Source organism: Chryseobacterium nepalense (genome assembly GCF_023195755.1).
In the GTDB taxonomy this organism is placed as follows: domain Bacteria; phylum Bacteroidota; class Bacteroidia; order Flavobacteriales; family Weeksellaceae; genus Chryseobacterium; species Chryseobacterium nepalense.
In genome coordinates, this window is sequence record NZ_CP096203.1 from 269,222 (window position 1) to 295,673 (window position 26,452).

Annotated in this window: 16 protein-coding genes; 11 read left to right on the forward strand and 5 right to left on the reverse strand. The window is 36.9% G+C overall.

Annotated features, from left to right (window positions below; genetic code table 11):
• Positions 1-465 (reverse strand): hypothetical protein, encoded by a 465-nt coding sequence (locus M0D58_RS01080; RefSeq protein WP_248392866.1) that lies wholly within the window; start codon positions 463-465, stop codon positions 1-3.
• A gap of 71 nt (positions 466-536) precedes the next feature.
• Here M0D58_RS01080 and M0D58_RS01085 point away from each other — a divergent pair, with 71 nt between their 5' ends.
• Positions 537-971: a DUF6876 family protein gene (locus M0D58_RS01085; protein ID WP_248392867.1), complete on the forward strand. Its 435-nt coding sequence runs from the start codon at positions 537-539 to the stop codon at positions 969-971.
• Positions 972-999: 28 nt separating this feature from the next.
• Complete coding sequence (locus M0D58_RS01090; RefSeq protein WP_072883217.1) at positions 1,000-1,374, forward strand: DUF6876 family protein; 375 nt, start codon at positions 1,000-1,002, stop codon at positions 1,372-1,374.
• A gap of 53 nt (positions 1,375-1,427) precedes the next feature.
• Here the strand turns inward: M0D58_RS01090 and M0D58_RS01095 are convergent, their stop codons facing one another.
• The 4 genes from M0D58_RS01095 to M0D58_RS01110 form a co-directional block, all read right to left on the reverse strand.
• Positions 1,428-2,234 carry a DUF4249 domain-containing protein gene (locus M0D58_RS01095; RefSeq protein WP_248392869.1) on the reverse strand — a complete coding sequence of 269 codons (807 nt, stop codon included), beginning with the start codon at positions 2,232-2,234 and terminating at the stop codon, positions 1,428-1,430.
• A 2-nt stretch (positions 2,235-2,236) separates the two neighbouring features.
• A complete protein-coding gene (locus M0D58_RS01100) occupies positions 2,237-4,567 on the reverse strand; it encodes a TonB-dependent receptor (protein WP_248392871.1) in 2,331 nt (776 codons plus the stop codon).
• Positions 4,568-4,697: 130 nt separating this feature from the next.
• Complete coding sequence (locus tag M0D58_RS01105; RefSeq protein ID WP_248392873.1) at positions 4,698-5,387, reverse strand: virulence factor; 690 nt, start codon at positions 5,385-5,387, stop codon at positions 4,698-4,700.
• Positions 5,384-7,960, reverse strand: coding sequence for a phosphatidylglycerol lysyltransferase domain-containing protein (locus M0D58_RS01110; RefSeq protein WP_248392875.1), 2,577 nt, complete (start codon positions 7,958-7,960; stop codon positions 5,384-5,386). The genes M0D58_RS01105 and M0D58_RS01110 overlap by 4 nt, the downstream gene beginning before the upstream one ends.
• Before the next feature lie 316 nt (positions 7,961-8,276).
• On the opposite strand from M0D58_RS01110, the gene gndA reads away from it, so the two are divergent.
• From gndA to M0D58_RS01155, 9 genes are all read left to right on the forward strand, one after another.
• The gene (gene gndA / locus M0D58_RS01115) at positions 8,277-9,695 is read left to right on the forward strand and encodes an NADP-dependent phosphogluconate dehydrogenase (protein WP_248392876.1); all 1,419 of its coding nucleotides are present in this window, start codon (positions 8,277-8,279) and stop codon (positions 9,693-9,695) included.
• Positions 9,696-9,707: 12 nt separating this feature from the next.
• On the forward strand, positions 9,708-11,189 hold the full coding sequence (zwf, locus tag M0D58_RS01120) for a glucose-6-phosphate dehydrogenase (protein ID WP_248392877.1): 1,482 nt from the start codon (positions 9,708-9,710) through the stop codon (positions 11,187-11,189).
• 16 nt (positions 11,190-11,205) lie between these two features.
• Positions 11,206-11,919, forward strand: a complete 714-nt coding sequence (gene pgl / locus M0D58_RS01125; RefSeq protein WP_248392878.1) for a 6-phosphogluconolactonase — start codon at positions 11,206-11,208, stop codon at positions 11,917-11,919.
• A 329-nt stretch (positions 11,920-12,248) separates the two neighbouring features.
• Positions 12,249-12,713 carry a hypothetical protein gene (locus M0D58_RS01130; RefSeq protein WP_248392879.1) on the forward strand — a complete coding sequence of 155 codons (465 nt, stop codon included), beginning with the start codon at positions 12,249-12,251 and terminating at the stop codon, positions 12,711-12,713.
• An 87-nt stretch (positions 12,714-12,800) separates the two neighbouring features.
• Positions 12,801-17,759, forward strand: coding sequence for a hypothetical protein (locus M0D58_RS01135; protein WP_248392880.1), 4,959 nt, complete (start codon positions 12,801-12,803; stop codon positions 17,757-17,759).
• A 2-nt stretch (positions 17,760-17,761) separates the two neighbouring features.
• The gene (locus tag M0D58_RS01140) at positions 17,762-19,945 is read left to right on the forward strand and encodes a phage tail protein (RefSeq protein WP_248392881.1); all 2,184 of its coding nucleotides are present in this window, start codon (positions 17,762-17,764) and stop codon (positions 19,943-19,945) included.
• A gap of 1 nt (position 19,946) precedes the next feature.
• A complete protein-coding gene (locus M0D58_RS01145; RefSeq protein WP_248392882.1) occupies positions 19,947-22,778 on the forward strand; it encodes a DUF6603 domain-containing protein in 2,832 nt (943 codons plus the stop codon).
• Between the two features lie 2 nt (positions 22,779-22,780).
• On the forward strand, positions 22,781-24,772 hold the full coding sequence (locus M0D58_RS01150; RefSeq protein WP_248392884.1) for a hypothetical protein: 1,992 nt from the start codon (positions 22,781-22,783) through the stop codon (positions 24,770-24,772).
• Between the two features lie 180 nt (positions 24,773-24,952).
• Positions 24,953-26,383 (forward strand): TolC family protein, encoded by a 1,431-nt coding sequence (locus tag M0D58_RS01155; protein ID WP_248392886.1) that lies wholly within the window; start codon positions 24,953-24,955, stop codon positions 26,381-26,383.
• Positions 26,384-26,452: the final 69 nt, after the last annotated feature.

Here is a 26,452-nt window from a genome sequence, read left to right on the forward strand (position 1 = left end):
TTATTTGGCAGATATTTTCATTGCTGAAAGTATTTCGTTCAACATCTTATTTTGTTCTGAAATAGCTTTACTGTATTTCTTTTCAATTTTACTGATCTGGCTTTGCAGAAACATTAATGTTTTGTCCTGAGTATTATACTGGGCAAACAAATTGGCAAGCAGATCTCCAATCTTATCATTAATCTCATTAGTATAAAGATCATCATTCCGATGGTCTTTTTTGTTTTTATCAGCTTCTGTTAACAATTCTCCTTCACCGGTGATCAGCCAGACAAGGTTATCATTAAGGTCCGGATAGACTCTTAGAATCCGAGCAAGCTTATCTACACCTAGGTCACTCTTCAGTCCGGCACCTTTAAAATTGGATGCCGAAATCCCGCTTTCTCTGTAAAAAGTTTCCTTTTTAATGTTGTTTGCCTCTAAAAAAATTAAAATTCTTTCTTTCGTGGTCTGAATTTTGTCCATAATTATTTTTTATAGTCGGAATTTAGTCTATATTTGCAAAGATAAAACAAAATTATAGAATATTAATACAAATGAAAAATTATATGCAATCGGCGAATGACTATTACCGTCATTTTATACAGCCAAGAGATTTTATTGAATTTCAATCCGGATTTTTTCTCTCTGAAGGGATTTTCAGAATATCCGGCGAAACACAATGCCAATGGCTTTTACAGATCATCTGTTTTCAGCAGAAAGCATCTGGTGTACAATTGGTGGAGTTCTGGAAGCTGAAGAGAAAAGAAGGGTTAGATTATGAGCTCCAATGCAAAGACAGTTCAGGAAGTATTCTTTTTGAAAATACTTTTATATCACCGGATTTTTTATTTAATGAAATCACGATATGGAAAATTGGCAGCTACCTCATCTTGCCGGGAGAATATAATGAATTTGTAAAGCTTATCAAAAATGATACAGCCAATCATACTTCTAAAAGTATGGATGATATTAAAACAAAATTGAACTAAAACTAAGAATAATTAATTAACTAATCTCATGAGTATTAAAAGAAACAAAAAAAGAAATTCCGTAAACACGCTTTACGACTCTTACACATCAACAGAAGAACTGTTTGAATTTAAAGAAGGTTATAAATTAACCAAAGGAATTGTGGATGTTTCCAACGAAGAAGATTGCAGCTGGTTGCTGGAGATCATTCTGGAAGAACAGCCAAAAATCAACTGTGAAACACAGCACTGGCATTTTAAAAGAGTAGAAGGAAACGTTTTCAGGCTTTACTGTACCGATGAGGACGGAATAATTCTTACAGAAAAAAATGACATTTCTATTCCTTTTTATTTTGATGACCTCTTCCTGCTGGTAAAGAAAAACCTTCTTTGTCTGCCGATTGAATCAAAAATGTATGCGTAACCATTGGAAATGTTAAGATTTGAACTCAAAATTTATTATTAAATAAAGTGCCGTTATTGAATAACGGCACTTAACTTTTCTGAGGTATGCGCGGAAAAATATCCCAGCGCGCCATTACTGATGTTACTCGGCGGATTGGCCGGCGTAATTCCGCCACCGGGACCACTGCCGGAAAGCTGAAGAAGAGCAGAGTAGAAGGTATATACCTGGTTATCGATACACTGCATTTCAACATAAATAATATCTCCGGGCACAACTTTTATATCTCCGGGATCACTGTCATCATTAGGAAGCAGCAATGGCCTTTGATTGAGCATACCATTATTTACATTGTCTGAAAATTCCGAGAAAAACTTTTTAGGATTATTGTTTACGGTGAAACTGAAAAGGTAACGGTTCCCTAAGGCAGGAGGATCCGTGAAAACAGGCAGAAGTGTATAGCTTGTTTCGCCCGCCACTACAAAAGAATCCTGCATAAGACCTTCAAAAGCAACCGGCTGGGGCATGGTACTCTGCGCAACATATTCATTACCTTCAGCTTTTACTGTCAGGGTATACGTTCTTCCCGGCTCACCGGTGATCGCCGAGGTCCGATAGTTTCCGCCGCCTATGTACTGCAGTATTTCAGAATGTCCCGCATCGTCTTTCAGGGTTACCTGCGCACCTTCTACGGCAGGATACTCATTGAGAGAGGTAAAAGAAACCGATTTTGTTATTTTTACAATATAAGGACCTGCTTTATCCGTAATATTACCTTCAATTACAATTTTTCCGCTTTGATTTTCGAGATCAAGATCAATTTCTTTTTCACATGAAACGGTTATTGTAAGTGCTGCTATGATTAAAAATATTTTTTTCATGATTAAAACTTAAAATTATAAGTGATATTGGGAACCCATCTGAACAGGGATGTCTGTACGGCTCTCGTTGTTCCCGGGCTGTCAGGATTATCTTCAAAATTAATTACATAGGCATTTTCCCGGCCGTAAACATTGTAGATCCCGAATGACCATGATCCCTTAAAGCGTCGGTTGGAAGCGGGTTCATAAGTGGCATTCAGATCCATTCTGTGATAAGCCGGCATACGGTCTGCGTTTCGTTTGCTGTATTGAAAAACAGTTTGCCCGTTCAGTTCATATTTTCCTGTAGGGAAAGTTACGGCATTACCGGTACTGTACAGAAATAATCCGGAAAAAGACCATTTCGGATTAAGCTGATACGTTGCTACTAGCGAAAGATCATGCGTTTTATCCATTCTTGCGTTATACCATTCATTATCATTAATGCCGTCAATTTTTCTTTCCGTTTTCGAAAGGGTGTAGGAAATCCATCCGGTAAGTTTTCCGCTTTTCTTTTTGGCGATAATTTCAAGTCCGTATGCTCTTCCTTTACCGAAAAGAAGCTCACTCTCTACATCGGCTGCCGTATCGAAGGTTATCTGTGCCCCGTTTTTATAATCGATCTGGTTCTGCATAGATTTGTAATATACTTCAGTATTAAGTTCATAATTATTATTACTGAAATTTCTGCTGTAGCCAATGCTTACCTGATCTGCGATTTCCGGTTTCACTGTATAGCTGCTTCCGATCCATTGGTCTGTAGGATTTCCGCTTCCACTGTTGCTCAATAAATGCAGGTTCTGCGTATTTCTGGAATACCCTCCTTTTATGCTGCTTACGTCGTTGATGCGGTAGTTGGCTGTAATTCTAGGTTCCGGATTTATATAGGTTTTGCCAAATTTTCCTTTTTCAAGAAATTTAGAACCTGTAAGAACTCCATTTTCATACGTGTTGAAAGTATCACCACCTAAAACACTGAATAAGGAAAGCCTTATCCCGTAGTTCACGGTAAGTTTCTCATTTACTTTATAATCATCATTTATGTAAAAAGCATTTTCCCACGAATGTCTCGGGTTTCTGGGAAAACTGCTGACACTGGTTCCGGATGCGCTGCTGGGTGTAATGGTGTGGTAAATCGACTGAAGACCAAACTTCACGGAATGATTATTCCCCGCAAACCAGGTAAAATCTTGCTTCAGATTCCAGTCTTCAATTTCGGAAGAAAGTCCGAAAGTATTATTGTTGCTGCTTAAGCTTACATTATAATTATAATTGCTGAATATAAAAGAGGTATTGGAAAACAATTTGCTGCTGATGATACTGTTCCAACGCAGGGTAGCAGTAGTATTTCCCCAGTCGGTTGCAAAAGTGTCACCCAATCCCAAAACATCTCTTCCGAAATATCCTGATAAATAAAGCCTGTTGTTTTCGTTAATCTGGTAATTAGCCTTTAAATTTAAATCGTAAAAATAAAGTTTACTGTCTTTAAAATCATCGGTTGCCTTTAAGAATACATCAGCATAGGTTCTTCTTCCGGAAACAATGAAAGAAGACTTTTCTTTTTGAATAGGACCTTCAACACTCAGTCTGCTGCTGATCAGTCCGAGGCCGCCGTTCACATTATATTCTTTATTATTTCCATCCTTCATTTTAACATCCAGTACAGAAGACAGGCGGCCGCCATATTGAGCCGGACTGCTTCCCTTGATAATACTCGCATCCTTCAGGGCATCACTGTTGAAAGTACTGAAAAAACCAAGAAGATGTGAAGCGTTGTAAACGGCAGCTTCATCAAGCAGAATAAGGTTTTGATCTGTTGCTCCGCCACGAACGCTGAATCCGCTGCTGCCTTCTCCATTGCTTTTTATACCCGGTAAAAGCTGAATGGTTTTCATAATATCTTTTTCGCCAAAAAGAACAGGCAGTTTTTCGATATTTTTGATGCTTAGCGTTTCTGTTCCCATTTGTGCGGTAGTCAGGTTTTTGTCCTTTTTAACTCCCGAGATGACTACCTCCTCAATCTTCGCTACTTTTTCTTCTTCCTGAGCGAGCTGCAGATCCTGTTTTATATTATCTTCAACCGTAATATTTTGCTGAAAATCTTTAAAACCTGGATTTGAAATGATGAGATGATAAGTGCCTTTGGGAAGCGAAAGCGAATAAAATCCATAATCGTTGGAAACTACAGAAATGGTAGGGTCTTCAGCAACTTTTACTGTAACCCCAATCATAAGCTCTCCGTTATTAATATCTTTTATAGTACCGCTTACAGAATATTTTTGTTGTGCAAAAACAGCCGTACTGAAACAAATTGCTGCTGCGGAAGTGGCAATTTTAAAGGATAATATCTGCATTTTGGTTTAATTGATTGAGGATGTAATAATATTTTTAATCTGAACTGGTCAAAAATACAATTTTTATAGACGTCATTATATCTCTTAAGACATGATTTTTAGCGAAAAGAAATTATCTGTCGAGAATGAATTATTTCAGATGATTATTGATAAAATCAGCCAGCATTTTCGTATTGCCACCATAATGATGATCTCCGGGGATATGTTTCATCTGATAATTGTTCTTCAGGGTAATTTGTTGATAAGAAAAATGCGTATATTCAAAATCGCTGAGGACAACCATTACCGGAACCTGCGTTATTTTATTAATTTCCGGGATAACGGGTAAACTTCCTTTAGGTTCCTGACTCAAATATTCTTCAAGATGAATTTTAAAATCATTACTTTTTGAAGGGCCAATAATAACTATTTTCTGAATTTTATTTTTTAAATTATTTGAAAATCTGTTATATACGAAAGGTGTGACATCTGCTCCAAATGAAAATCCTATGATGATCACATGCTGGTTTTTTCTTCCCTGCAGCTGTACGTTAATATACTTTTCAATATCGGAGGAAGTCTGTTCCGGTGTTTTTTTATTCCAGAAATAAATTTGGGTATTTAAGGCAAAAATATCATATCCGAAATGATGCAGTTTTTCACCTAAACTTTTTGAAAAGGTATTAAAACCGGCATCTCCGCTGAGGTAAAAAATAATAGGTTTTTCAGAATGACTATTCCATTCGGTAATCCTGAAATCAGATTCAGATTTGCATCCTCCGATGGTCAGAACCAGTGATGCGCAGATTATTTTGAAGATTAATGTAATGAATTGCTTCATGGTTTCATTATTTTATTTAAAACGGCAGGCAGCTGCAAAAGATCGAAATCATTATCATATATTATATACTTGTTTTCCCACAGATCGGCATATTTTTCCTTAAAATTTCTCAGGGTTTGATAATGCTTAAAACTTCCGACTCTCTGATAGGCAAATTTCATTATTTCTTCTGCAGTATTACCGGGTTCTTTAATCCCGGCCATTGGGGTCATTCCCATATTAATGAATTTGAGGTTTTTGCTTTTAGCATATTCTATTAATTTCACAATCATGGTATCAGTAGAGCCATTGGGAGCATTTTCAGTTTTCCTGATCATATCATAACTACACTCATCCGGAGCGCAAAAAGGGATTATATTAAGAAAAGCAATACATTTTCCTTCCGGATTGGATATCGTTATAAGGTCCTGGTTTTTTACGACTTCACGTTCAAACATTCCTTCAGCAAAAACAATTTCTTTTTTGTCGAATTCTTTCAGCCATTCGTTCGAAACAGACTCCACCTGATCCAAAGTTTTTCCATCCTGTGGGGCGTATTTTATTTCTGTTGAATATCCGGATTTCTGAAGAGCATTAATTCCGTTTCTTACTGACTTTCTTTCTTTACCTGTAAGATTGAAGTTTTCGGCATCCAGAATAGCATCCTGACCAATAAAAAGTTTCTGTTTTTGAAGCGGATTGAAATAAATCAGGCTGCTTTCGCCAACGCGATAATAAGAAGTTTTTAGGCTGTGATTTCTGCAGTAATTTTCAAATTCCAGAATACTGTTTGTTTTATTACCTTCTGCGCATACGGGATCTTCAAGCACTACCGCAAAACCATTGGCGATCCGGTAAGATAAAAAAGCTTCCCTGTTTTCGGAAAAGAAAAACTGCTTATCCCGGGTCAGTTTAAAATAATCTAGAGAAGAGGCTCCGTATTCTTTTACCAGGCTTTCTGCATCTATATGATTTTGTGAACTGTTCTGCTTTTTATAAGTATTGGTACGGTAAAACGAAAAGATAAAAACAAGCCATGAAATCACTCCCAGGATATAATTTAGTTGCTGAAAATCTTTAGCAAATCCTGTTTTGGGCACCAATCCGGAATCTTTAAAAAGAAGAAAAGTATGCAAAGTATAATACAGGGCTTGCTCCTTTGTAAAATCTATTCCGAAATGAGACTTACTGATAAAATAAAATGCAAGATAATTAAATAGGAAGATTGCCGTGAAGATTCCTATAAACCACCCAAATCCTCGCTGAAGTGACACCCTGCTTGTTGTGAAAGCATATTCTTTACGGCTGTAAAATAATAAACCAAGTGTAAACAGTGCAAATAATGCCTCTTCGTAGTCGAGGGCTTTCGCAATATTGAAAATAACTGATGTGATGGCCAGCCCTACCGCAAAATACCATGCTCTTTTTGTTCCCTTAAAGAGATTGGCGGAAGTTACCAACAGCAGAACTCCCGCAATAAGGGTGAGCATTTTTGAAAGATGAATAAGATCTAAGGATAAATAATTTTTTACAAGATTCAGCCTGTTGGCCAAGGCCGGGGTAATAACCGAAAGAATATTGATCACACCAAGTAAAAAAATCATCATAACAGGCAGAAGGCGCGCAAACAATTTCCGGCCACCCCACAGAAATGCTAAAACTCCAAAAGCAAGTGGCAGCCAAAATTCAAAAAAACGATAAAGAAGAGTGATTCCCAATCCTTCAGAATGCTGATAGCCAAAAATAGAAAGAATATAAGTAAGGGAAAATTCCACAGCACCCAGGCCTCTTAAAAAAGGAGATATGATCATCAGCAATACAGAAATTACATAGGAAATTGCTGCTGCGGAAAAAGAATCTTTAACGCCAAAAGCGTACATTGCAATCAACAAATGAAAAACACCGCAAAATTCTATAATTACTGAAATCGCAACGGTGTACCAGAAGTTTTTCTTGTTGATCTCGCTGCTGAAAATTTCTTCGGAGGAACTGATCAATTTTGGAAATCTTTGTCCGATAAGACGATAGAAACTGTTTTTTCTCTTAAAAGAAATAAAGATTGCATACAATAAGGAAAGTGATGCAATTAACACAAAAATTCCAATCCAGCTGTTACCAAAATTTTTATGAATTGATAAAGCATAAAAAAGTAGGGGAATTCCTACAATAACAACGGTAAGAAGACCTACAAAACCATAAATGGCACTGGCCTGATGCACTTTTGAAGATTTGTAGCCAAGAATTCTTATATTTCTTGGAAGATAAGCCAGAGAGCTCACTCCTCCGGCCGGTAGAAAAACACTTAAAAAATTACGCTTCAGAAAAAGCGAAATGGCATCAGGAGTACTGATAGATAGGTCAACACTTTTAAAGCTGGTAACATACATTAAACCCTGGAGAAGAATATAGATAAGTGATAAAAAAATTCCGGTGACAATCCATGCAGGGTCTGATTCCTCGAGTTGAGGCCCGATAGAAGCAAGTTCATGCCTTTCACTTCTGAAGAAAACAAATGCCAAAAGTAAAATGACAATGGCAAGAATTTCTTTCCAGCGGATTAGTTTGAAGACTCCTGATATTTTGGAACTTTTCATATCAGTTAATTTTGGATTTAGCTTCTCAAAAATACTAAAATTCCGTGTTGAAACAGCTGTTAATAATCTGATATTTAAAAAATCTAATCCGACTTTTGTTAAAATTTATTAATTAATGAAAAGCTTTTAGAAGTGGTTTTTAGATATATAAAACGAATATTATTTAAATAATTTATATTGTTTTGAGGTATTAAGTGATTTTTTAATGATTTTAATGATTTTCATAATAAGCAGTTTTTTGAACTTTATTTTTTTCATCATAAGCATTTGTGTAATTTTATTCTCTGGAAACAGAATTTATATTAATATCAATACAATGAAAGGATATAATTATGGGATGGTTGGTCTCGGAGTGATGGGAAGAAATCTTCTCTACAACATTGCTGACAACGGATTCTCAGTAGCAGGTTTTGACCTCGATGAGGAGAAAGTAAAACAGCTGCACAGCGACGCAACTTCGGAAATGCAAATCAAAGGAACAGGCTCTCTGGAAGAATTTGTAGCTACATTGGAAACTCCAAGAAAAATCATTCTTATGGTTCCTGCAGGAAAACCGGTGGATGCCGTTCTGGACAATATTTCACCATTACTCAGCAAAGGTGATATTGTAATTGATGCCGGGAATTCTTATTTTAAAGATACCGACAGACGTATTTCCGGGATGTCTTCCAAAGGTCTCCATTTTATGGGAATCGGCGTTTCAGGTGGTGAAAAAGGGGCCAGAACGGGACCGAGTATTATGCCCGGCGGAGATGCTGAAGCATTCGCCCTTCTTCAGCCTATGCTTGAAGCTATTGCTGCCAAAGTTGACGGAGAAGCTTGTACGGCGTATATGGGAAAAGGTTCTGCCGGAAACTATGTGAAAATGGTGCATAACGGTATCGAATATGCCATTATGCAGCTCATCAGTGAAGCGTACGATCTTCTAAAAAGAGGAGCAAACCTTTCCAATAATGAATTGTATGAAGTATTCAGAGATTGGAATAATGGTGAAATGAATTCATTTCTCATCGAAATCACCAGAGATATTTTTAAACAGAAAGACGAATTTACCGATCATGATCTTCTTGATCAGATCCTGGATAAAGCCGGCGCAAAAGGAACGGGAAAATGGACCTCGGAACAGGCCATGGAAATAGGCGTTTCTATCCCGACTATTGATATTGCGGTAACATCAAGAATTTTATCCGCCTATAAAGATGAAAGAATTCAGGCTTCAGAGCTGTATGCCGAAAAAGAAATTAACACTCCTGAAGATAAAGAACTTTTCATCCGTGAAGTTGGAGAGGCACTTTACCTTTCCACTCTTATCAGCTATGCGCAGGGATTAGCTTTACTCATCAAAGCCTCTGAAGAGTATGAATTCGGAATTCCTTTAAAAGATGTTGTGAAAATCTGGAGAGGCGGTTGCATCATCCGGTCGCTGCTTCTTGAGAAATTCTATTCCGCTTATACGGAAAATCCTCAATTAACGAATATTTTACTGGATAATGAGATTTCAGAATTGGTGAAATCCAAAATAAAGTCCCTTCGCAAGACTGCTGCATTTGCGGTTTCAAACGGAATTTCAAGTCTTGGCATTCAGACAGCTCTGGGATATTTTGATGCGTATACCACAAAATCATTGCCGGTAAATCTTATCCAGGCACAAAGGGATTACTTCGGCGCGCACACTTACCAAAGAATTGACAGAGAAGGGATCTTTCACACAATCTGGAACAGTACAAATCAATAAAATTTCGGGAAAATGAATGAAAATAAAAGCCTGAGGCCGACTACTGTTATCATCTTTGGTGCTACGGGTGATCTTGCAAAAAGAAAATTATTTCCGGCATTTTATAATTTATATATTGACGGAAGAATGCCTAAAGGATTCAATATACTTGCTTTGGGCAGGGCAGAAAATACCGATGAAGATTTTAAAAATTATGTAAAAGAAAATCTTGAGAATTTCTCAAGGAAAAAACTGACTCAGGAAGACTGGGCAGGATTTCAGGCGCATATTACCTATTTCAGACATCAGCTTGACCAGGAAGATTCTTATGCAGATTTACAAAAGAAGTTAATAAACTTCGACACGATCTACGGAACCAGGGCCAATCGGTTATTCTATTTGTCCATCGGACCAAATTTTATCTCCACCATTTCCAATCACATTAAAAAAAGTGAGCTTGCTTCCGATCCTAAAAAAGACAGGATTATTATCGAAAAACCTTTCGGACACGATAAACAATCGGCCATTGAGCTGAATAATCTTCTCTCCGAAGCTTTTGAAGAAGAGCAGATTTATAGAATTGATCATTATCTGGGTAAAGAAACCGTACAGAATATTCTGGCTTTCAGATTCGGAAATTCTATTTTTGAACCTTTATGGGATCACAAACATATAGAATCGATACAGATTACCGTAGCAGAAGAAGTAGGCGTAGAGACAAGAGGAAGCTTCTACGAACAGACCGGGGCACTCCGTGATATGATCCAGAATCATTTGCTGCAGATTCTTTGCATGGTGGCCATGGAACCGCCTGCAACACTGGAATCAGGAGAAATAAGAGACCGTAAAGTTGACGTCCTGAAGTCAATCCGAAGAATTCCCGCCGATAAGGTGGATCATTACGCTGTGAGAGGTCAATATGGAAGAAATAAAATCAACGGTTTTGAAGCCAAAGGCTATCGCCAGGAAAACGGAATTGCACCGGATTCCAACACAGAGACTTTTGCAGCGGTAAAATTCTATCTTGATAATGAACGTTGGCAGGGTGTTCCTTTTTATGTGCGTACTGGTAAAAAAATGAAAGAAAAGCATTCTTATATTACCATTCAGTTTAAACCGCTTCCGAATTCCACTTTTTCAGATACGCAACATCATCTTGCGGCTAACAGGTTGGTTATCAATATTCAGCCATTGATGGATATCAGGCTGCAGTTCATGGCCAAAAAGCCAGGACTTACCCTGTCGCTTGAACCGGTAGAAATGATATTCGATTATTTCGTGTGTCAGGAAGATACTCCGGAAGCATATGAAACATTACTGCTTGATGCATTGTTGGGAGACCTTACTTTATTCATGCGTTCCGATCAGGTGGAAGAAGCATGGGATGTTGTGAAAACAATTCAGGAAGCCTGGGAAAACAGTAAAGACGCTTCTTTTCCGAATTATAAAGCCGGAAGCTGGGGTCCTGATGAAAGCTTCACGCTGGTAGAAAGACAGGGAGACAAGTGGTGGTAACTTTAAATAAAGAAAAATGAATATCAGAATATTTGATGATTTAGATACATTGTATACGGAAGCAGCCGATATTTTTAAGGATCTTTCCGAAAAATCAATACACGAAAAAGGACGTTTTACCGTTGCTTTAAGCGGTGGCTCTTCACCAAAAGCCATATTCAAATTGCTCGCAACACAGCAATATGCAGAAAAGATTGACTGGAGTAAAATCTATTTTTTCTGGGTTGATGAAAGATGGGTTCCTTTACATGATGATAAAAGTAATGCAAGAATGACCTTTGAAACGCTGCTGGATAAGGTTCCGGTTCCTGAAGATCATATTTTTCCGATGTATAAAGATCACATCCTTCCTGAAGAATATGCTCAGGAATATGAATCCTACATCCGAAATATACTCGGAAATGAGGGCGTTTTCGATTTTATCCTTCTTGGAATGGGGGATGATGGTCACACCGCGTCGCTGTTTCCGGGAGAAGAAATTCTTAATGAAAAAGAAAAATGGGTTTCTGCATATTATTTAAAACCACAGGAAATGTATAGAATTACCCTGACTGCACCTATCATCAACAAGGCGGAAAATATACTGGCCGTTGCATTCGGTGAATCTAAAAAACATGCATTGAACGAAATCCTGAACGGAGAATATAACCCGGAATTATATCCTATGCAGCTTATTGAAAAAAACGAAAATTTTATGTTCTTTACAGATCATAACGCAATGGGAAAATAGAAATCGTAAAATATATCATTTGGTCCTGCAGAATAATCTGCAGGATTTTTTTATTATAAGTATATTATAAATTGATTAATTATTAAGATAATACAGATTTCATATTGTCTGATTTAAAAAAATGCATAGTTTTGTATGAAAACTAGAAAATAACCTTTATGAAACACTCAATTTCGATGCATATTCGTGCAGCAATTCATTAAAGCTTTAATTAACCGGCAATTCTATCATGTCCTTATTTTGATGTGATAAAAGTTCTGTTATACGCTTACAATTAAGAAATAATCTTTTAAAATATTCAAATAATTAATAACTAAAAAAAACGAAACATGGCAGACGAATCAAAAAGTATATTCATAGCACATGCTAACATCACTTTATGGGGTGGTACGCTGGAAGGAATCATTGACAATTCACAAAAGTTTTACAGCCTGAAAACCTTGAAACCAATAGAATTGAAAAAAGTACAGGTTGGAGAAACAAAGATCGGAGACGAAGTTGCAAAAGCACAACTGGGGCTGGAAGATTTAACAGTTGATTTCATGGTAGAATACCAGGGAGATTCTGCAGCACAAGGAAGTCCGAAAAAAAATGACAATTATACAAAAATGGTTTTTGCAGTTACATCAAAGGAAAAAACTGAGCAAGCATTAAAAAAAGGAGGTCTTTTAGGAAATGACTTTACAATCAATTCGGTTAAAGTAGGATACCTGAGCTATGGTTCGGAACAAGAAAAACAAAAGGAAGAATTTGTCACCTGGATGAACGACAATGTAAAAAAGCTGGAAAAATAATATTCTAATTTACAAAATCGAACTTTTATAACATTGGGAAGCCATTGATGCATTTGCAGAATGGCTTCTTATTCTTACCGTTACACTATGCATTTTCAACTGCCTGTAAAAATACAAGCTTTACTTCTTGAGGCTCCGGAACAAATGATCGGTCAGGATATTGTTTTTGAAAATATACCCTGGTTCAATCAGCAGGAAGAAACATTCATCAATTCGCTTACGCCGTTTGTTTCGCAATCGGTGATTCCCCGGCCGTTCTCCAATGATAATCTTATTACTTTAGGAAAAGGGATGCACCTTCACTGGTCGCTGCCGTCTCTGCTGAAAACATTCGATGAATACGGAACTCTTCCCGAAGTGCCCAACCGGTGGCTGGTTATAAAACACGATCAAAACGGTAAAAAAGAAGAGTGGATTGTAGAAAGCGATTATATCTGGGATATCAATACAGATGGATTTTCCAGCGCTGAACTTTGCTCTTATCCGATCATAAAAAAAGGACAAAATTCCGGGATAAAAGAAGGTTTTGAATTTCGGTATGTAGGAAGGAAATATCTTAAAGACGGATATAAAGAAAGTCAAAAATCAGATTATCTTGAAGGGCTCACCGCCCTGGGTTGGGGAAGTCTTTCATTTGACAGCCATTACGCAAATTGCAGAAGTATTTTCGGTTTTTATGATGATGATTTTAATGGTGAAATTGATTCAACATATACCATCATAGGCTATTACAGCGAAAATAAAAAAGAACAGGATTATTTTAAAAAACTGCTTGAGGTAAACAGGATTAAGCTCAAAAAAAGAATAGAGTCTCTTGATCTCCGGAAGATGGCGGATGATGAGCTTTTCAGAATGGGAATTCAGGCTGAAAGGTCAGAAGGCAATTTTTCTGCAGAACAGCTGGAGGTCATGAGAAATTTACATATTGATTATCTATCCGAAGAAATCAATAAAGCTGTGATATTTGATCCGGATCATGCATTCCGGTATTTCGTCAACAGAAACTCTTTCAAAGCAGATGATTACGCACTCCATCTTTCGGAATCTTCCGTGAATATTAACGAATGGAAGATCAATTCTTTTAATATAAGTGACATTTCAGGAGATATAAAAACAATTTGTTTTGGGGTTTTTGAATATAAAAAATCGGCCGTTAAAGAATACGAAGACCGTTCGGAAAGTCTTAATATTTCCATTGCAAATACATTACCGGAAGCACTTACAGCCATCCTTTTGAAAGATCATGATGAAGTGGAAAAACTGGTGAAGGAAGAGCAGCTGGAAGCCATCCTCAACTGGGGCGAACTGAATGATAAAAACCTCGACTGGGTAAGCAGGCTGCGTCACAAAAGACATGAAAATCAGTTTAAAACAAACGGAAATATAAGAAAATGGGAAATTGTTCCCTCCCGAAAACCAGATGAAAACGAAGAATCTGCAGTTCCTGAAATTCCGGTACGTATTGAAGAAAGGCTGGACAGTCTAAATGCAAAACAGGCTCAGCTTGATTCTGAAAAATACAGGTTATATCGCGACCTGGAAAATCTTTATATGGACTGGCATACTTATCTGATGAGTCTTTTCGTGTATAAGAATGAAGATATTTCCAACAGCAATATCCGCGTGATCATGGAGAAAAAACTGCTGCCGGTTATTCTCAATACGGAACGTAAAATAAAAATGCTTCGTGCTAAAATTTATAATCAGAAAAAATACATTTCAGATCTGCTGGGTGATCAGTTTATACTGGAACGTAAAGATGATTTTTATTTTCATGAGCCTGTTCCGCCTACAGTTATTGTTTACGATAAGAAGAGTTCCGGACAGGAAAAAAAGAACATTGATTTTCTGAGAAATTCTTATGAAGAACCGGTTAAAGAAATTTTGATTTCTGATATCATTTTTGATGAAAGCGGCATGCCGGTTTTCAGGCAGGAAGATCATCAACTTTTTAAAAAGTATACCCTTGTAAACTCATGGAATACCTATAAAATTGATTGGGAAGCTTTTTTTATGGCTCACAAAACCCCAAAACCAGAAACAGGATTCAGCCAGGATTTTTTAACGGCAGGCTATATTTTGGATGATCAGAATGCCGATCTTATTAAGAAATATGACCTTCAGAATCTTATTTACTCTCAAAATCCGGATTTATATTATGGATCTTCATTTGTAAATGATTCGGTAAAAGGATTTGTTGAAAGCAAACTCAATGCTTTTCTAAACAGCCAGGACGTTGAAAATGTCCAGATTACGGAAGGGAGTCCGGATAAAGTAAAATCCGTTAACAGGCAATATATCCGGAATATAAAAGAAAGCCTTAATTCCATTGATTTACTGGAAATAAGCCTTAGTGATTTTAATACTATTTTTACCCAGCGGACAAGTGCATTAAGCATGATGCCACTCATTCCCAATGGTTTCAGAGATCATCGCGAATTAGCAGGAACCATCACAGGACTGATTAAAAAATATGAGTCGAGGCTTAATCTTCTGACTCCCAATTCCAATGCTGCTTTCAATCCATTCAGAAATGGAGCATTTAAAGTCAACAGAATACGGTTGGTAGATACTTTTGGCAGAAGTAAAATGATGACCGTAAATGAGGTTACAACAGGATACCATCAACAGATTCCAGCCAAAAAAAACTGGATTTCCTTACCTCCGAGGTTGGCGCAGCCTGTATCGGTTTCCGGAAAATGGAAAAAACTTCAGGATACCAATTCTCCGGTACTCGGCTGGTTTGTTCTCAATACAATCAACACCAGACTTGAAATATTCAACGAAAAAGGTGATCACCTGGGTACTTTTACGGATAAAGGAAAATGGGAGTTTTCTCCTTTTGATCATGCTTTTGGTGAAGGATTTTCGGAAGAGGATCAGAATAACGATCTGAATCTGGTTTTAAGCTGGCTTAATGTACAAAGCAAAAAAGAGAATTTTATTGAAAATTTTATTGAAGAAACCATATTTGCGTTAAAAAGCGTTCAGCCGGAATCTGCTTATGATCCTTCGTTATTAGAAAGTATATCAACAACACCTATTGCTATTACCCGTTTAGATGTCGGATTACATCTGAAAGGCGGACTTTATTATGATTTAAGTACGGAGAGCCAGAAGATATTTTCCGAAAAAGGAGGCGAACGCAACGATCTGGAATATTCCAGGGTTAAAATTCCTGTAAGTATCGGCGATCCGAATCAATACAATGATGGGTGTGTTGCCTATTGGCACTGCAACAATGACAACGATGGAGAAACACGCAGTATTTCTGAAGAAATTTATTTTAACAGTTCTCAGAAAGCGGTTTTTAATCCGGATAAATCAATCGATGAATCTGTAGTTAATCTGGATGATCAGTTCAGGGCATCAAATCAGCAGAATAACGGTACAAAATCATTTATCGAAAAACGTGAAAGCCTGATCCGTTTTCTCAATGATCTGATGGAAAACGAGGATACAGGCTATATAAGCCAAAGAGATTTTCTGAAAAATTACATCATTGAAGGAAACAATATCTGGTTTAAATTAATGGAAAAAGGAATTCTTATTCCTTATCCGGAATCTTCGCAAAATACGGCTGTCAGACTGAAAAAAAGCGATACGGAAAGCTGGCTGGCTGCAGCAACGGATTTACGTATCAGATCCTATATACTTCTTATGCATCCTAAGGGAGAACTTTTTATAAAGTCTGGTATTCTGCCTGTTACAAAACTGCAGATGCCTTACAAAAAAATTAAAAGTGCACTCAGAAAAATTGCTTTAACGATATACACCGGACCAGTTCTTACGCCTAAGGATCGCTTTGAAATGACACTGCTAAAAGATCACCGCTATCAGTGGAGCTGGATAGAACTGAAAAAAGAAAAGAGCAACCTATCTGCGGGAAGTGGAAATAGCGTTAAAAAAATCCGGTTGACACAAACAAAATCGTTGGATCTTAAAAAATGCAATATTGAAGGGGAGTTCAGAACGGTAAGTGAACTTAGGGAGTATCTTTTCACGCAAAAAATTATCACAAAGATAAAGCCCTCTGTTAAAGGTCATCCGGAAGCGTATATTGTTACGGATCAGAGGAAAAGAAGAGCTTCTTTTGGTCAGGCTGTTTACGAATATGCCGAACAGAAGTTTTTTGATAAAAGATGGAGACTTTTTGATCCGAACTTCGGACAGGATTATACTTTGGCAGAAATAATCAATTATACTTCAGGTTTAAAAAAAACACTCCTGGACAATGAGATAATTTATGATGCTCCTTTTTTTCATGATGAAAAATATATTGTGGTTACAGAAAAGTATTTTCAGATGTTCAGCAGACAGGATTCTGAAAATGAAAAGGTATTAAAAAGAATTCGTGTTCTTGCTTCAGAAGAGACGAAAGACATTCAGATTCAGTCGAGTAAGCTTATTGATGTCGATGATGAGCTTTTGATTCACATTAACCTGAACCTACGGTCAGAGCAATATCTTCAATCTGTATTTTTGAATCCCGATGATTTTTTTCCGGATGAGCATATTTATTTCATCAATGAGAAGCCATATGCTGAATTTGAGAGCATTTACAATGACTGGCATTATGTGTATGATACTTTTTCAGAACAAAATCTTATAAAAATGGAAAAAGATAACCTGTCCGTTAAAAGCAGGCTGATCGGTGTATTATCTTTTTCAGAAGCTTTGGGTGCAGAAAATATCCCGGAACTAAAGGTAATCGATATTTTGAATGCACGGAGACAAACACTTATTAATGACAGGGAACAATACGAAATACTGTTGGATTTTTTTAAAAGAATTGAGCTGATGGTTTTTAACGGCAATGAAGATGTACGTTCTAAATATTCATTAAGAAACAGGCTTTCCCGCATTATGGCTGCTAAAGAGAAAAATTTTACGGAAAAGCTTAAGAATCATTATAAAACATTTGAATTTATTCTTGCAAACAGTCAGGCAATATCTTCGATTAATGATTTTAATACCAACAACCCAACTGTTCCGGAACTCATGATGAAAGAAGGCTGGCTATCCATAAAACCTACTAATAACTAATTATGAATAAAGAAATTTTTTATTGTTCGCTTGATCAGTTTGACAGTTTCAATACTGTGATCAATCCCTGGGCAGATTCCCGGAAAGAGGGTACGATAAAGCTTGAAATAAAAAATCCGGAACTGCCGTTAATGAGTTTTGACAGGTTTAAAGGTTCTTTTATGAGAATCCGGAACAAAACAATACTTCAGATAATTCCGGGAAACAATGATCTGCTGTTCGGAAATAATACTCTTAGTGTTAATATGTTCTTGAATATCAGTTTGATAGCTGAATCAGGTAAAAATAATTTTATTCTTTTTGATATAAAACTCGATGAGTTTTTAATAACTTTTTATCTGATTAAAAATTCAGAGAAAAGCAATACGGCAGAAATTTACATAGACTGCAGAATGACGGGAGATAATGAAGAAATATTTGATGTGATCAATCAAAAAACCGGTATTGAAATAAACCTGGATTATTGGTATAATGTCAACCTGAATATTAATAAAAAAGGAGTCTTGGAAATCAGTGTATTATATATAAATTCGGTATTACATTCAGGAAATATTTCGGAGCGCCTTGCAGGTAGTTATCAGCTTGATCTCAAAGAACTTATCGATAACGACAATATTAATTTCCGGAAAATTCATGCTCTCAATTTCGGTTCGGAGAACAATAAAGGAGAATTCAATCTTTCAGATCTGTATTTATTCAAAGGATTAAATGAAGAAGAGTTGTGGGCGTATATTGAAAAAGGGGTAAATGTCTCATCCAAATATACTTACAGATCCAGAATCAATTTTGAAATATTTACGGATTATCAGGGCGAAGAATATAAAGGCATTCAGGTTTTTGATCGCAGGAACGAAAAATATATTCTGAAACTTTTACCGGACCGCTATTCTTTTGCTTCAAGAGCAGGAAATTCAAGCATCATCATAAAACTGAAGAAAGGATTTTTTACAGTAAGTGATAAGGAAAACCTATTTAAAATTAAAGAAGAAAAAGATGAATTGCAGATTTCAATGGATTTTAATGACAACCTGTTGGAGTATGGATTGCCGCATATAAAGGCTGTTAGCATTGCCAATACGGAAAACCTTTTTGTCCAGTGCGAAATTACGGACATTACGGTGTTTGAGAATAATAATCCTGTTGAAGTCTGCGAAAGCCTTTCGATGGATAAACTGATTTTCATTAAAGATCTGTCAAAGAAAACAACGGTTCCTTTAGAAGCTATGATGTTGGGAGAACCATCTTTTGAAATTAAGCCCGATACGGAGATTCTTGTGCAGCTTAACCTGATCAACAAATCCGGAAATGATCTGAAATTTATCCATCAGGAATCCCGTGGAATAAAAGGAAGGCTCAAAATTCATTCAATTTTCTGGAAGCAGTTGATTCCAAAAGATGCGGTTTCTCTCATAAAAATAGAGGCCAGACGTATTTCAGGAAATGCGTTAACAGAAATCAAAGAATTGGTTTTTAAATGCAGTCAGAATGAAGTATTTCTGGAAACCAATCAGGATTTTATACTTAAAAAAGATGAACTTATAAGATTTAAAATCAGTGGTTTAAAGATAAATGGCATATCAGAGCTTACTCCTCCAGGTGCTTATCCTTTTCAGATTCAGTTTGAAAATATCGAAGATTATAATGACGGCAGTATTCCCTTCACAATCGGTCTTATAGCTGAAAAGGCACTTTCCTGTCCTGTTGGAAGTATTGTTGCGTTTTACACCAGGGATATACCTGAAAACTGGCTGCTGTGTGACGGACAGCGTGTTGATGCAAAACTTTATCCGGAATTGTATAACTTATTGCAGCACCGAAATGTACCGGATTTAAGAAACCGTTTTTTAGTAGGTGCGGGTGACAATTATCCATTGGGTAGTACAGGGGGCCAGGAATCTGTTACCCTGCAGACAAGCCAGATTCCTGCTCATACGCATCATATTAAGGGAATACAGAGTAACTATGAACCTTTCAAGGAAATTGACCTTGGATGGACACAGAGAGAAGAAATGCACGGCGTTTACGGAACAGATCGTACGGTATATTATTATGGAAAGGATTCGGCACGTTCCACAACCTTTTTCAACACCAAAACATCTACTCCGATCCAGAGTACAGGTGAAGGACTTTCCCACGAGAACAGACCTCCTTATCATGCAGTGTACTACATCATAAAAGCAAAATGAGATGAATGCGAAAATGATCGTCCTTTCGGCTGATGTTCAGATTTTTAATAAAAATTTCATCCTTACAGGTTCTGTACAGGAAAAAGAAACGATACTGCAAGTGAAAACCAATGATATTGGTTTCATTGTGAAGGATTTGGTGGGCGATGCATCATTTTTTTCGATGATAGAGGGAATCTTGCCTGAAGAGGTTGAGCTGTCATTAATAATACCAAAAGGGAAAGAAAATATCCTTTCTATATCTGCAGATTTTGCGGAAAAAAAGGTCAGTATTCAGATTGTTAAAACCGGAAAATACACGTTATTCAGCTGCTGGATCAACAATTCAATCGGATTTTCCAATCTTCCGCTGGTGGGAGAATATATCCCGGCAGAACATGCCATTTCCGGGATCGGTTTTATATATCTGAAGAAGCAGGACAAAAATAGTACGATTTATCCTGAAGATTTTTCATTATTGCTATTTCCGCAATTGGAAAAAATATATTCTGATGATGGTAAAGCCATGATGCTGAATGAAGGTGAAAATATATTCATACATTATAATGCAGGAAAAGGAGAAACTTTCTTAACCTATCCTGAAGATCTGCAGGATATCAGTTCTGATGCGGATAATAATATTTTGTTGCCGCAGAAGAATAATCCGGAAAGCAAGGAGTCTGTATTTAAAATTACTGAAGTAGGAGCTGATACCGATTTTCAGAACGGCAATAAATCGGTACTCCTGAAATTATCGGCCAGACTTTCCATATCAAGATTTTCCTTTGAAGTGATCGGGTTAAATGTCGGCCTTAATATCAATCACTATTTAGAAACTATAAAAGAATATTCCAGGAAAAAAGAAAGTGATCCGCTTAAATTAATTGCCGGATTTTTTAAAGGAACATCTTTTGGAATCCAGGGATTGGCACTTCAGTATAAATCGCCTGCTTTTTCTATTTATGGAGGCTTTTATCGTGAAAAATCTGCTAAAAACGAAGAATACAACGGCTTATTGACCATTAAGCTACAGAAAATTGAAATCATAGCGTTAGGCTCTTACGTAAAACAAAGCACATATTCTTCATTATTTGCATTCGGATATCTAGGTGTAACAATTCCTCTGCATCCCGCATTTGAAATTAAAGGCTTCGCGATTGGTTTAGGTCTGAACCGGGAGTTTAAACTGCCGGCAATCAGTGAAATTGAAAATTTCCCGTTAATTCAGATTGTCAAAAACAATGGGCCGCGTCCCGGAGAAGGCATTAAAGAAATCTTTTCAAAACTAAACCATTATATTCCACCTAAAGAAGGGGCTTATGTAATCATAATCGGCTTACGTTTTCAGTCTTTTAAAATAATTGATACCATCGCACTTATTGCGCTCAATATTGAAAACGGACTGGTATTTAACATGCTTGGGCTGAGTGTGATGGAAGTTCCGGAAGTCTACAGGATCAAATTTGCATTTTCATTACAGGCAGATTTTAATTCGGGTTTTGTGATCGCGCGGGGGGAAATTACCGACGGAAGTTACCTGATTTTTAAAGAAGTTAAACTGCAGGGAAGCTTTGTTTTTGCAATGTGGTTTTCGGAAAGTCTGAAAGGTGATTTTTTATTTACCATCGGTGGATATCATCCTAATTTTAATGTACCGAAACATTATCCGTCTTCCGGAGAATTGTATCGGTTAGGATTTTCGTTACGACGCGGAAATCTTTCGGCTGCACTCCAGATGTATTTTGCTTTGACGCCACAGGCAATTATGTTCGGGTTGATCGGTAGATTAAATTACACATTAGATCTGTCAAAAAGCATTACTATTGATTATTGGATCGGATCCAAAACTTTTACTTTTACTGTTGGTGTTGAAGTTGAAATAAAACTTGAAGCTCATTTTGTAATGTTTTGGAAGCCTTTTAGTTATAAGGCTGATTTAGAGTTGCTGTTTAATGTAAGGCTTTATGCGGATTTCTGGTTTTTTGGCATCAATATTAATGTAAGTCTCAATACAAGATTAAGCATTTGGGGACCGGATCTGGAAGGAGTGGCATATCTTAGTGTTGCAGGATATAGTTTTACGGTGAAGTTCGGGGATTCGGTTTCCAGAAATTCACAGTTGAGCATGTATGAATTTAAAAAAGAATTTATTCCTGACGATCATCTTAAGCTGAATATTTCCAATGGTAAGATTGGCAAAGAAACGGATAAAGATGATCATACGGAAGCTGCTGTTGTGAATCCCAAAGAATTTATGATGGAGTTCACCAGCCAGATTCCAATTACTTCATTAACACTAAAAGATACAAAAGTAATATCTGGTAATTCTGCATTTGGAGTTACGTATCAAAGAGATAATTCAAAAGCATTTATACACGAAGTTAATATCGAAGTGCTGTATATGGAAGGCCGCGTGCCTCAAATACAGAAAGGCTGGATGATGGAACCGCTCCTTCAGAATATGCCTAAAGCTTTATGGAGCAGGGAACCGTTAACCCAGAATTCTGTACTTTCAGGGGATGGACTGATAAAAAACTTAACTACCGGAGCGGTAATTAAATTCCCGGAAGCAAAGGCCGGACAAATCATTTCAGGAGAAAAAATACAGAGTTATGACGAAAACCTTTACCGCTATACCCAAAAAAGTACCGCAAAAATTCAGGATTTTAAAAAAGAAAAAATAAAAGAAAAAGGTGAAGCCGCATCTGTGTTCGAAGATTTTGGCTCTGATAAAAAAGTTTTCGCTGCCATCCTCGATGAAAACGACTGGGATTTTACCGACGTACTGTCTGGTAAAGAAATATACTCATACCAGTCAGATAATGAAATTATTAGCTATTCAATCAATGCATAATTATGGCTGAAAATACTATAAATGTTATAGCATCCTATATTCCTCAGGTCGCTGCAGGAAAATACCGTATCAATGTGAAATCTGAAAATGAGATTCTTACAGCTTCATCGTCTGTAGATTTTATTGTTTCAGGATTTGTCAGTCAGATTCCGCAGACGGAAATATTATCGGTTTATCCGCCTAAAGAAGGACATGGCAATTATGCAGGCACTTTTCCTATGGTTCAGTTCAGGAGAAGCTCTCTTCCGTGGGATTTTGAATTCATTTCAGAAGGGCAGAGAATACCATATCTTTTTCTGGCACTTTTTGAAGAAGATGAGTTTGATCAGGAGTCCGGAAGTATAGATTCAACGAAAATAAAAATAAGAAACGGAAATACTTCCGATCTGGATCCGGGCTATGAGAAGGATAAAGAATTTACCTATCTCACTGTTCCTAAGGGAAGTATGCACCTTTTACCGGATGCTGATGAAATGAGGCATCTTGCGCATGTAAGAATTCAGGAAGATCAGAATACGGAAATGAATTCTCCGTCACAGACTTCCATTGTGCTTTCGAAAAGGATGGCTTTCCCGGAAAAAAAATACAGGGCAGTTGTCTGTTCTTATCTTATGCGTTCGGGAAATACGTTCCGGATTTCAGGAGAAAAAACAGAGGTGCTGATTGTTCTTTATCAATGGAATTTTGAAGTGCTTGCAAATAATGCTTATCAGTTTAATGATTTGAAATTCAAAGGTTTTTATGAGGGAAATACAAGTGAGAGAAGAAACTATGAAAATCCCGTGCTTTATGGAGAAGACAAATTGTTTGCATTTTTAGAAAAGAATAAATCCCGTTTTGGGAGTATATTTAAGGATATTAATTCGGATGATAAGAAAAGATCGGAAATCTTATCTCTTTTGAAATATGAAGGCAAAACATTAAAGGGACTTCTTCATGAACTCAAGTTTTCAGAGATTGGTTATCACAAAACGTTGATGGGCAACCAATGGATCGCGGAATTAATAGACCTTGGCAAAGTACCGTTGCTTCATCACCTGAAATCAGGAGGAAAAATTGTTTCGTGGTATCATGGTCCATTCGTGAGAAGCGGGTATAATGTTGTTTTTAAAGAGTTTAGCATTAATCCGGAACAAGGAATCGATTTGGGTGAAAATATTCCGGATCATTCGGAAAAATTGATTTTTTACAGCAAAGACACGAATATGCTTGATCTTGGCTATGCGGCAGCGTGGCAGCTGGGGAGACTTCTGGTTATGAATAATGTTAAAGTTGTTCAGGAGATCAAAAAGTGGAAACATCAGCTGAAAATAAATGAACTGATTCTTTCGCAAAATCAGGAATATAGTCCTGTTAATTTATCTGTCGATAATAGTGTAAGACAACTTCCTGATCTTATAAGGAATTTTATCATAAACATTTTGAAGTTTGTTGATTTTCCATATGACTACCTTTTTCCGGACGAAACGATGCTACCTGAAGGTTCACTAAGTTATTTTAAATTAGATAATACCTGGGTTCTATCATTACTTTTCGGGATATTTAGTATAGGTAATGATTTTAAAATCAGAGATTTTAAAAGATATGTGCTTCACAATTCTTCATTGAGGGAGGTGTTCGATTATAAAAAAGACTATACAGGCTTTGTAATGCATTCGGAAATTATTTCCAATTGGCCACAGCTTCATATTGAAACCGATAATATTTCAGGTTTTCAATATGTTACGGATGTTGCCTCTACGGTAAGAATATTCCTGGTAAATGGAACTTTCAAAACAATATCCTTATATATGAAAAATGAAAACGCACATTTTGCCCTGGATTTTCCCAATCAATATGCGGTGAACAAAAATACGGATGGACTGTTAACTTTCTCAAACAAGAATGGAGACACAGAATACTTCGTATCTGGATTTGAAAAGAATATTTATAAAAACAGAATGCCTTTCGATCTTTTATTCAGACAGCCAAAAGTGGTTTTTACCATCAGTTAAATATTGCTTTTAGTTTATGTAAATGATTTATGGCGTTATGGTTATCGTTAAAATTAATAACTAATTGTATGTTTTAGTGTTCATTGCATTATTTTAACGTGTTAATGTCTTCCTAATGTGGTACTTTTTCATTAAATTTGTTAGTGGCCCTGAACATAGTAAACACCATTCACAAATGTTATGAGCATAAAGAAAACTTCCGTGTCGCTTTTTTTAATGCTTTCGGCAAAAATTTTCTGTCAGCAGTTTTCTTTAAAATATTGCATGGAGAAAGCGCAGCAAAATAATACCGCAGTAAAGCTTGCCGAACAGTCGCTTGAAACCCGGCAGAAGCTTCTCGAATCCAGTAAAAATAACGGACTCCCGAAGCTTGATCTTCTTGCGGGGTATAATTATATCGGTGAACCTCTTAGAGTCAATCTGCAACAGGTAAAACACGGTATCGTTGAAGGCTCTGCCAATCAGGCGGTATATTCAGCAAACACGGCCTACCAGCAGATTACAGGGAATCCGCTTTCACAGCAGGTACAGAATGTGATTTATCAGACCTCAAAAGATATCATCAGTGCTGTTTATCCAGATTATAATCCTGAAATCACAAAACAAAGTTATTTCCTTGCCGGCCTCGTTGTACGGCAGCCCATTTATCTTGGTGGGAAACTGAAATCTTCCCGAAAACTTTCCGAAGAACAGGTAAAAAGCAGCGAAGCAAACCTTCAGTCTTCAAAAGATCTTACGGCTTACAATATTACCCTGCAATATCTACAGGTGATGTATCTGAACTCAATGATTGATAAGCAAAAAAGCAGTCTGGAATCTTTACAGAAGAATGAAATGTATGCCGGAAACCTGCTTAAAGCAGAAATTATTGCCCCTTATCAGAAGAACTGGGCAGATATTTCCAGAATGCAGGGCGAAACCAACCTGAAAAATTTAACGACTGAAAAAGAAAATGCTCTTTTCATTTTAAAAGATATGATGGGAATTCCTCTCGACGAACCGGTAGAAATTACCGAAATGTTGAAAGAATCTGCAGAATTTCCGGTTTTTTCATCACAATCGGTAAATGCCGATGTAAAGTTTCTTCAAAGTAAGAAAGCAGAAGCGGAAACCGGACTGGATATCACAAAATCATTGTCAAGACCCAATATATTTGCCATAGGAAATGTTCAGTTCTTCAGAAAAGACCTTCCTGTAATTACTCCTCCATGGCTTGTAGGTATAGAGCTGCGGTGGACACTTTTTGACCCGGAAAGACGTTCCAGGAATCTGGCCTCACAATCTCTGGTGAAAGAAGCTGATCTTCTTATAGAGCAAAAGCAGAAATCGGTAAACCTGGCTGCGAAAATAGCTGAAAATAAAATGATGAGTCTTAAACAACAAAGTGAAACCCTGGATGCATCACGCAAACAGGCGTATCAGACAACGTATATGGTGAGAAAGAGAATGGAAAACAGCCTTTCTTCCGTAAAAGATGTTAATGATGTATTACAGCTGCAGTATGAAACCGAAAAGCTTTATTTTACCTCACTGGTAGCTTACCAGACCGCTCTGGCAACTTATTTTTATATCATCGGAAAACCGGAGAATATTACCACTTATATTCCGTGATAGTAAGACGTGGACTGAGCATATTTCTTGCATAAATTAATAACCGGATAGTATCCGAAGCATAATCAA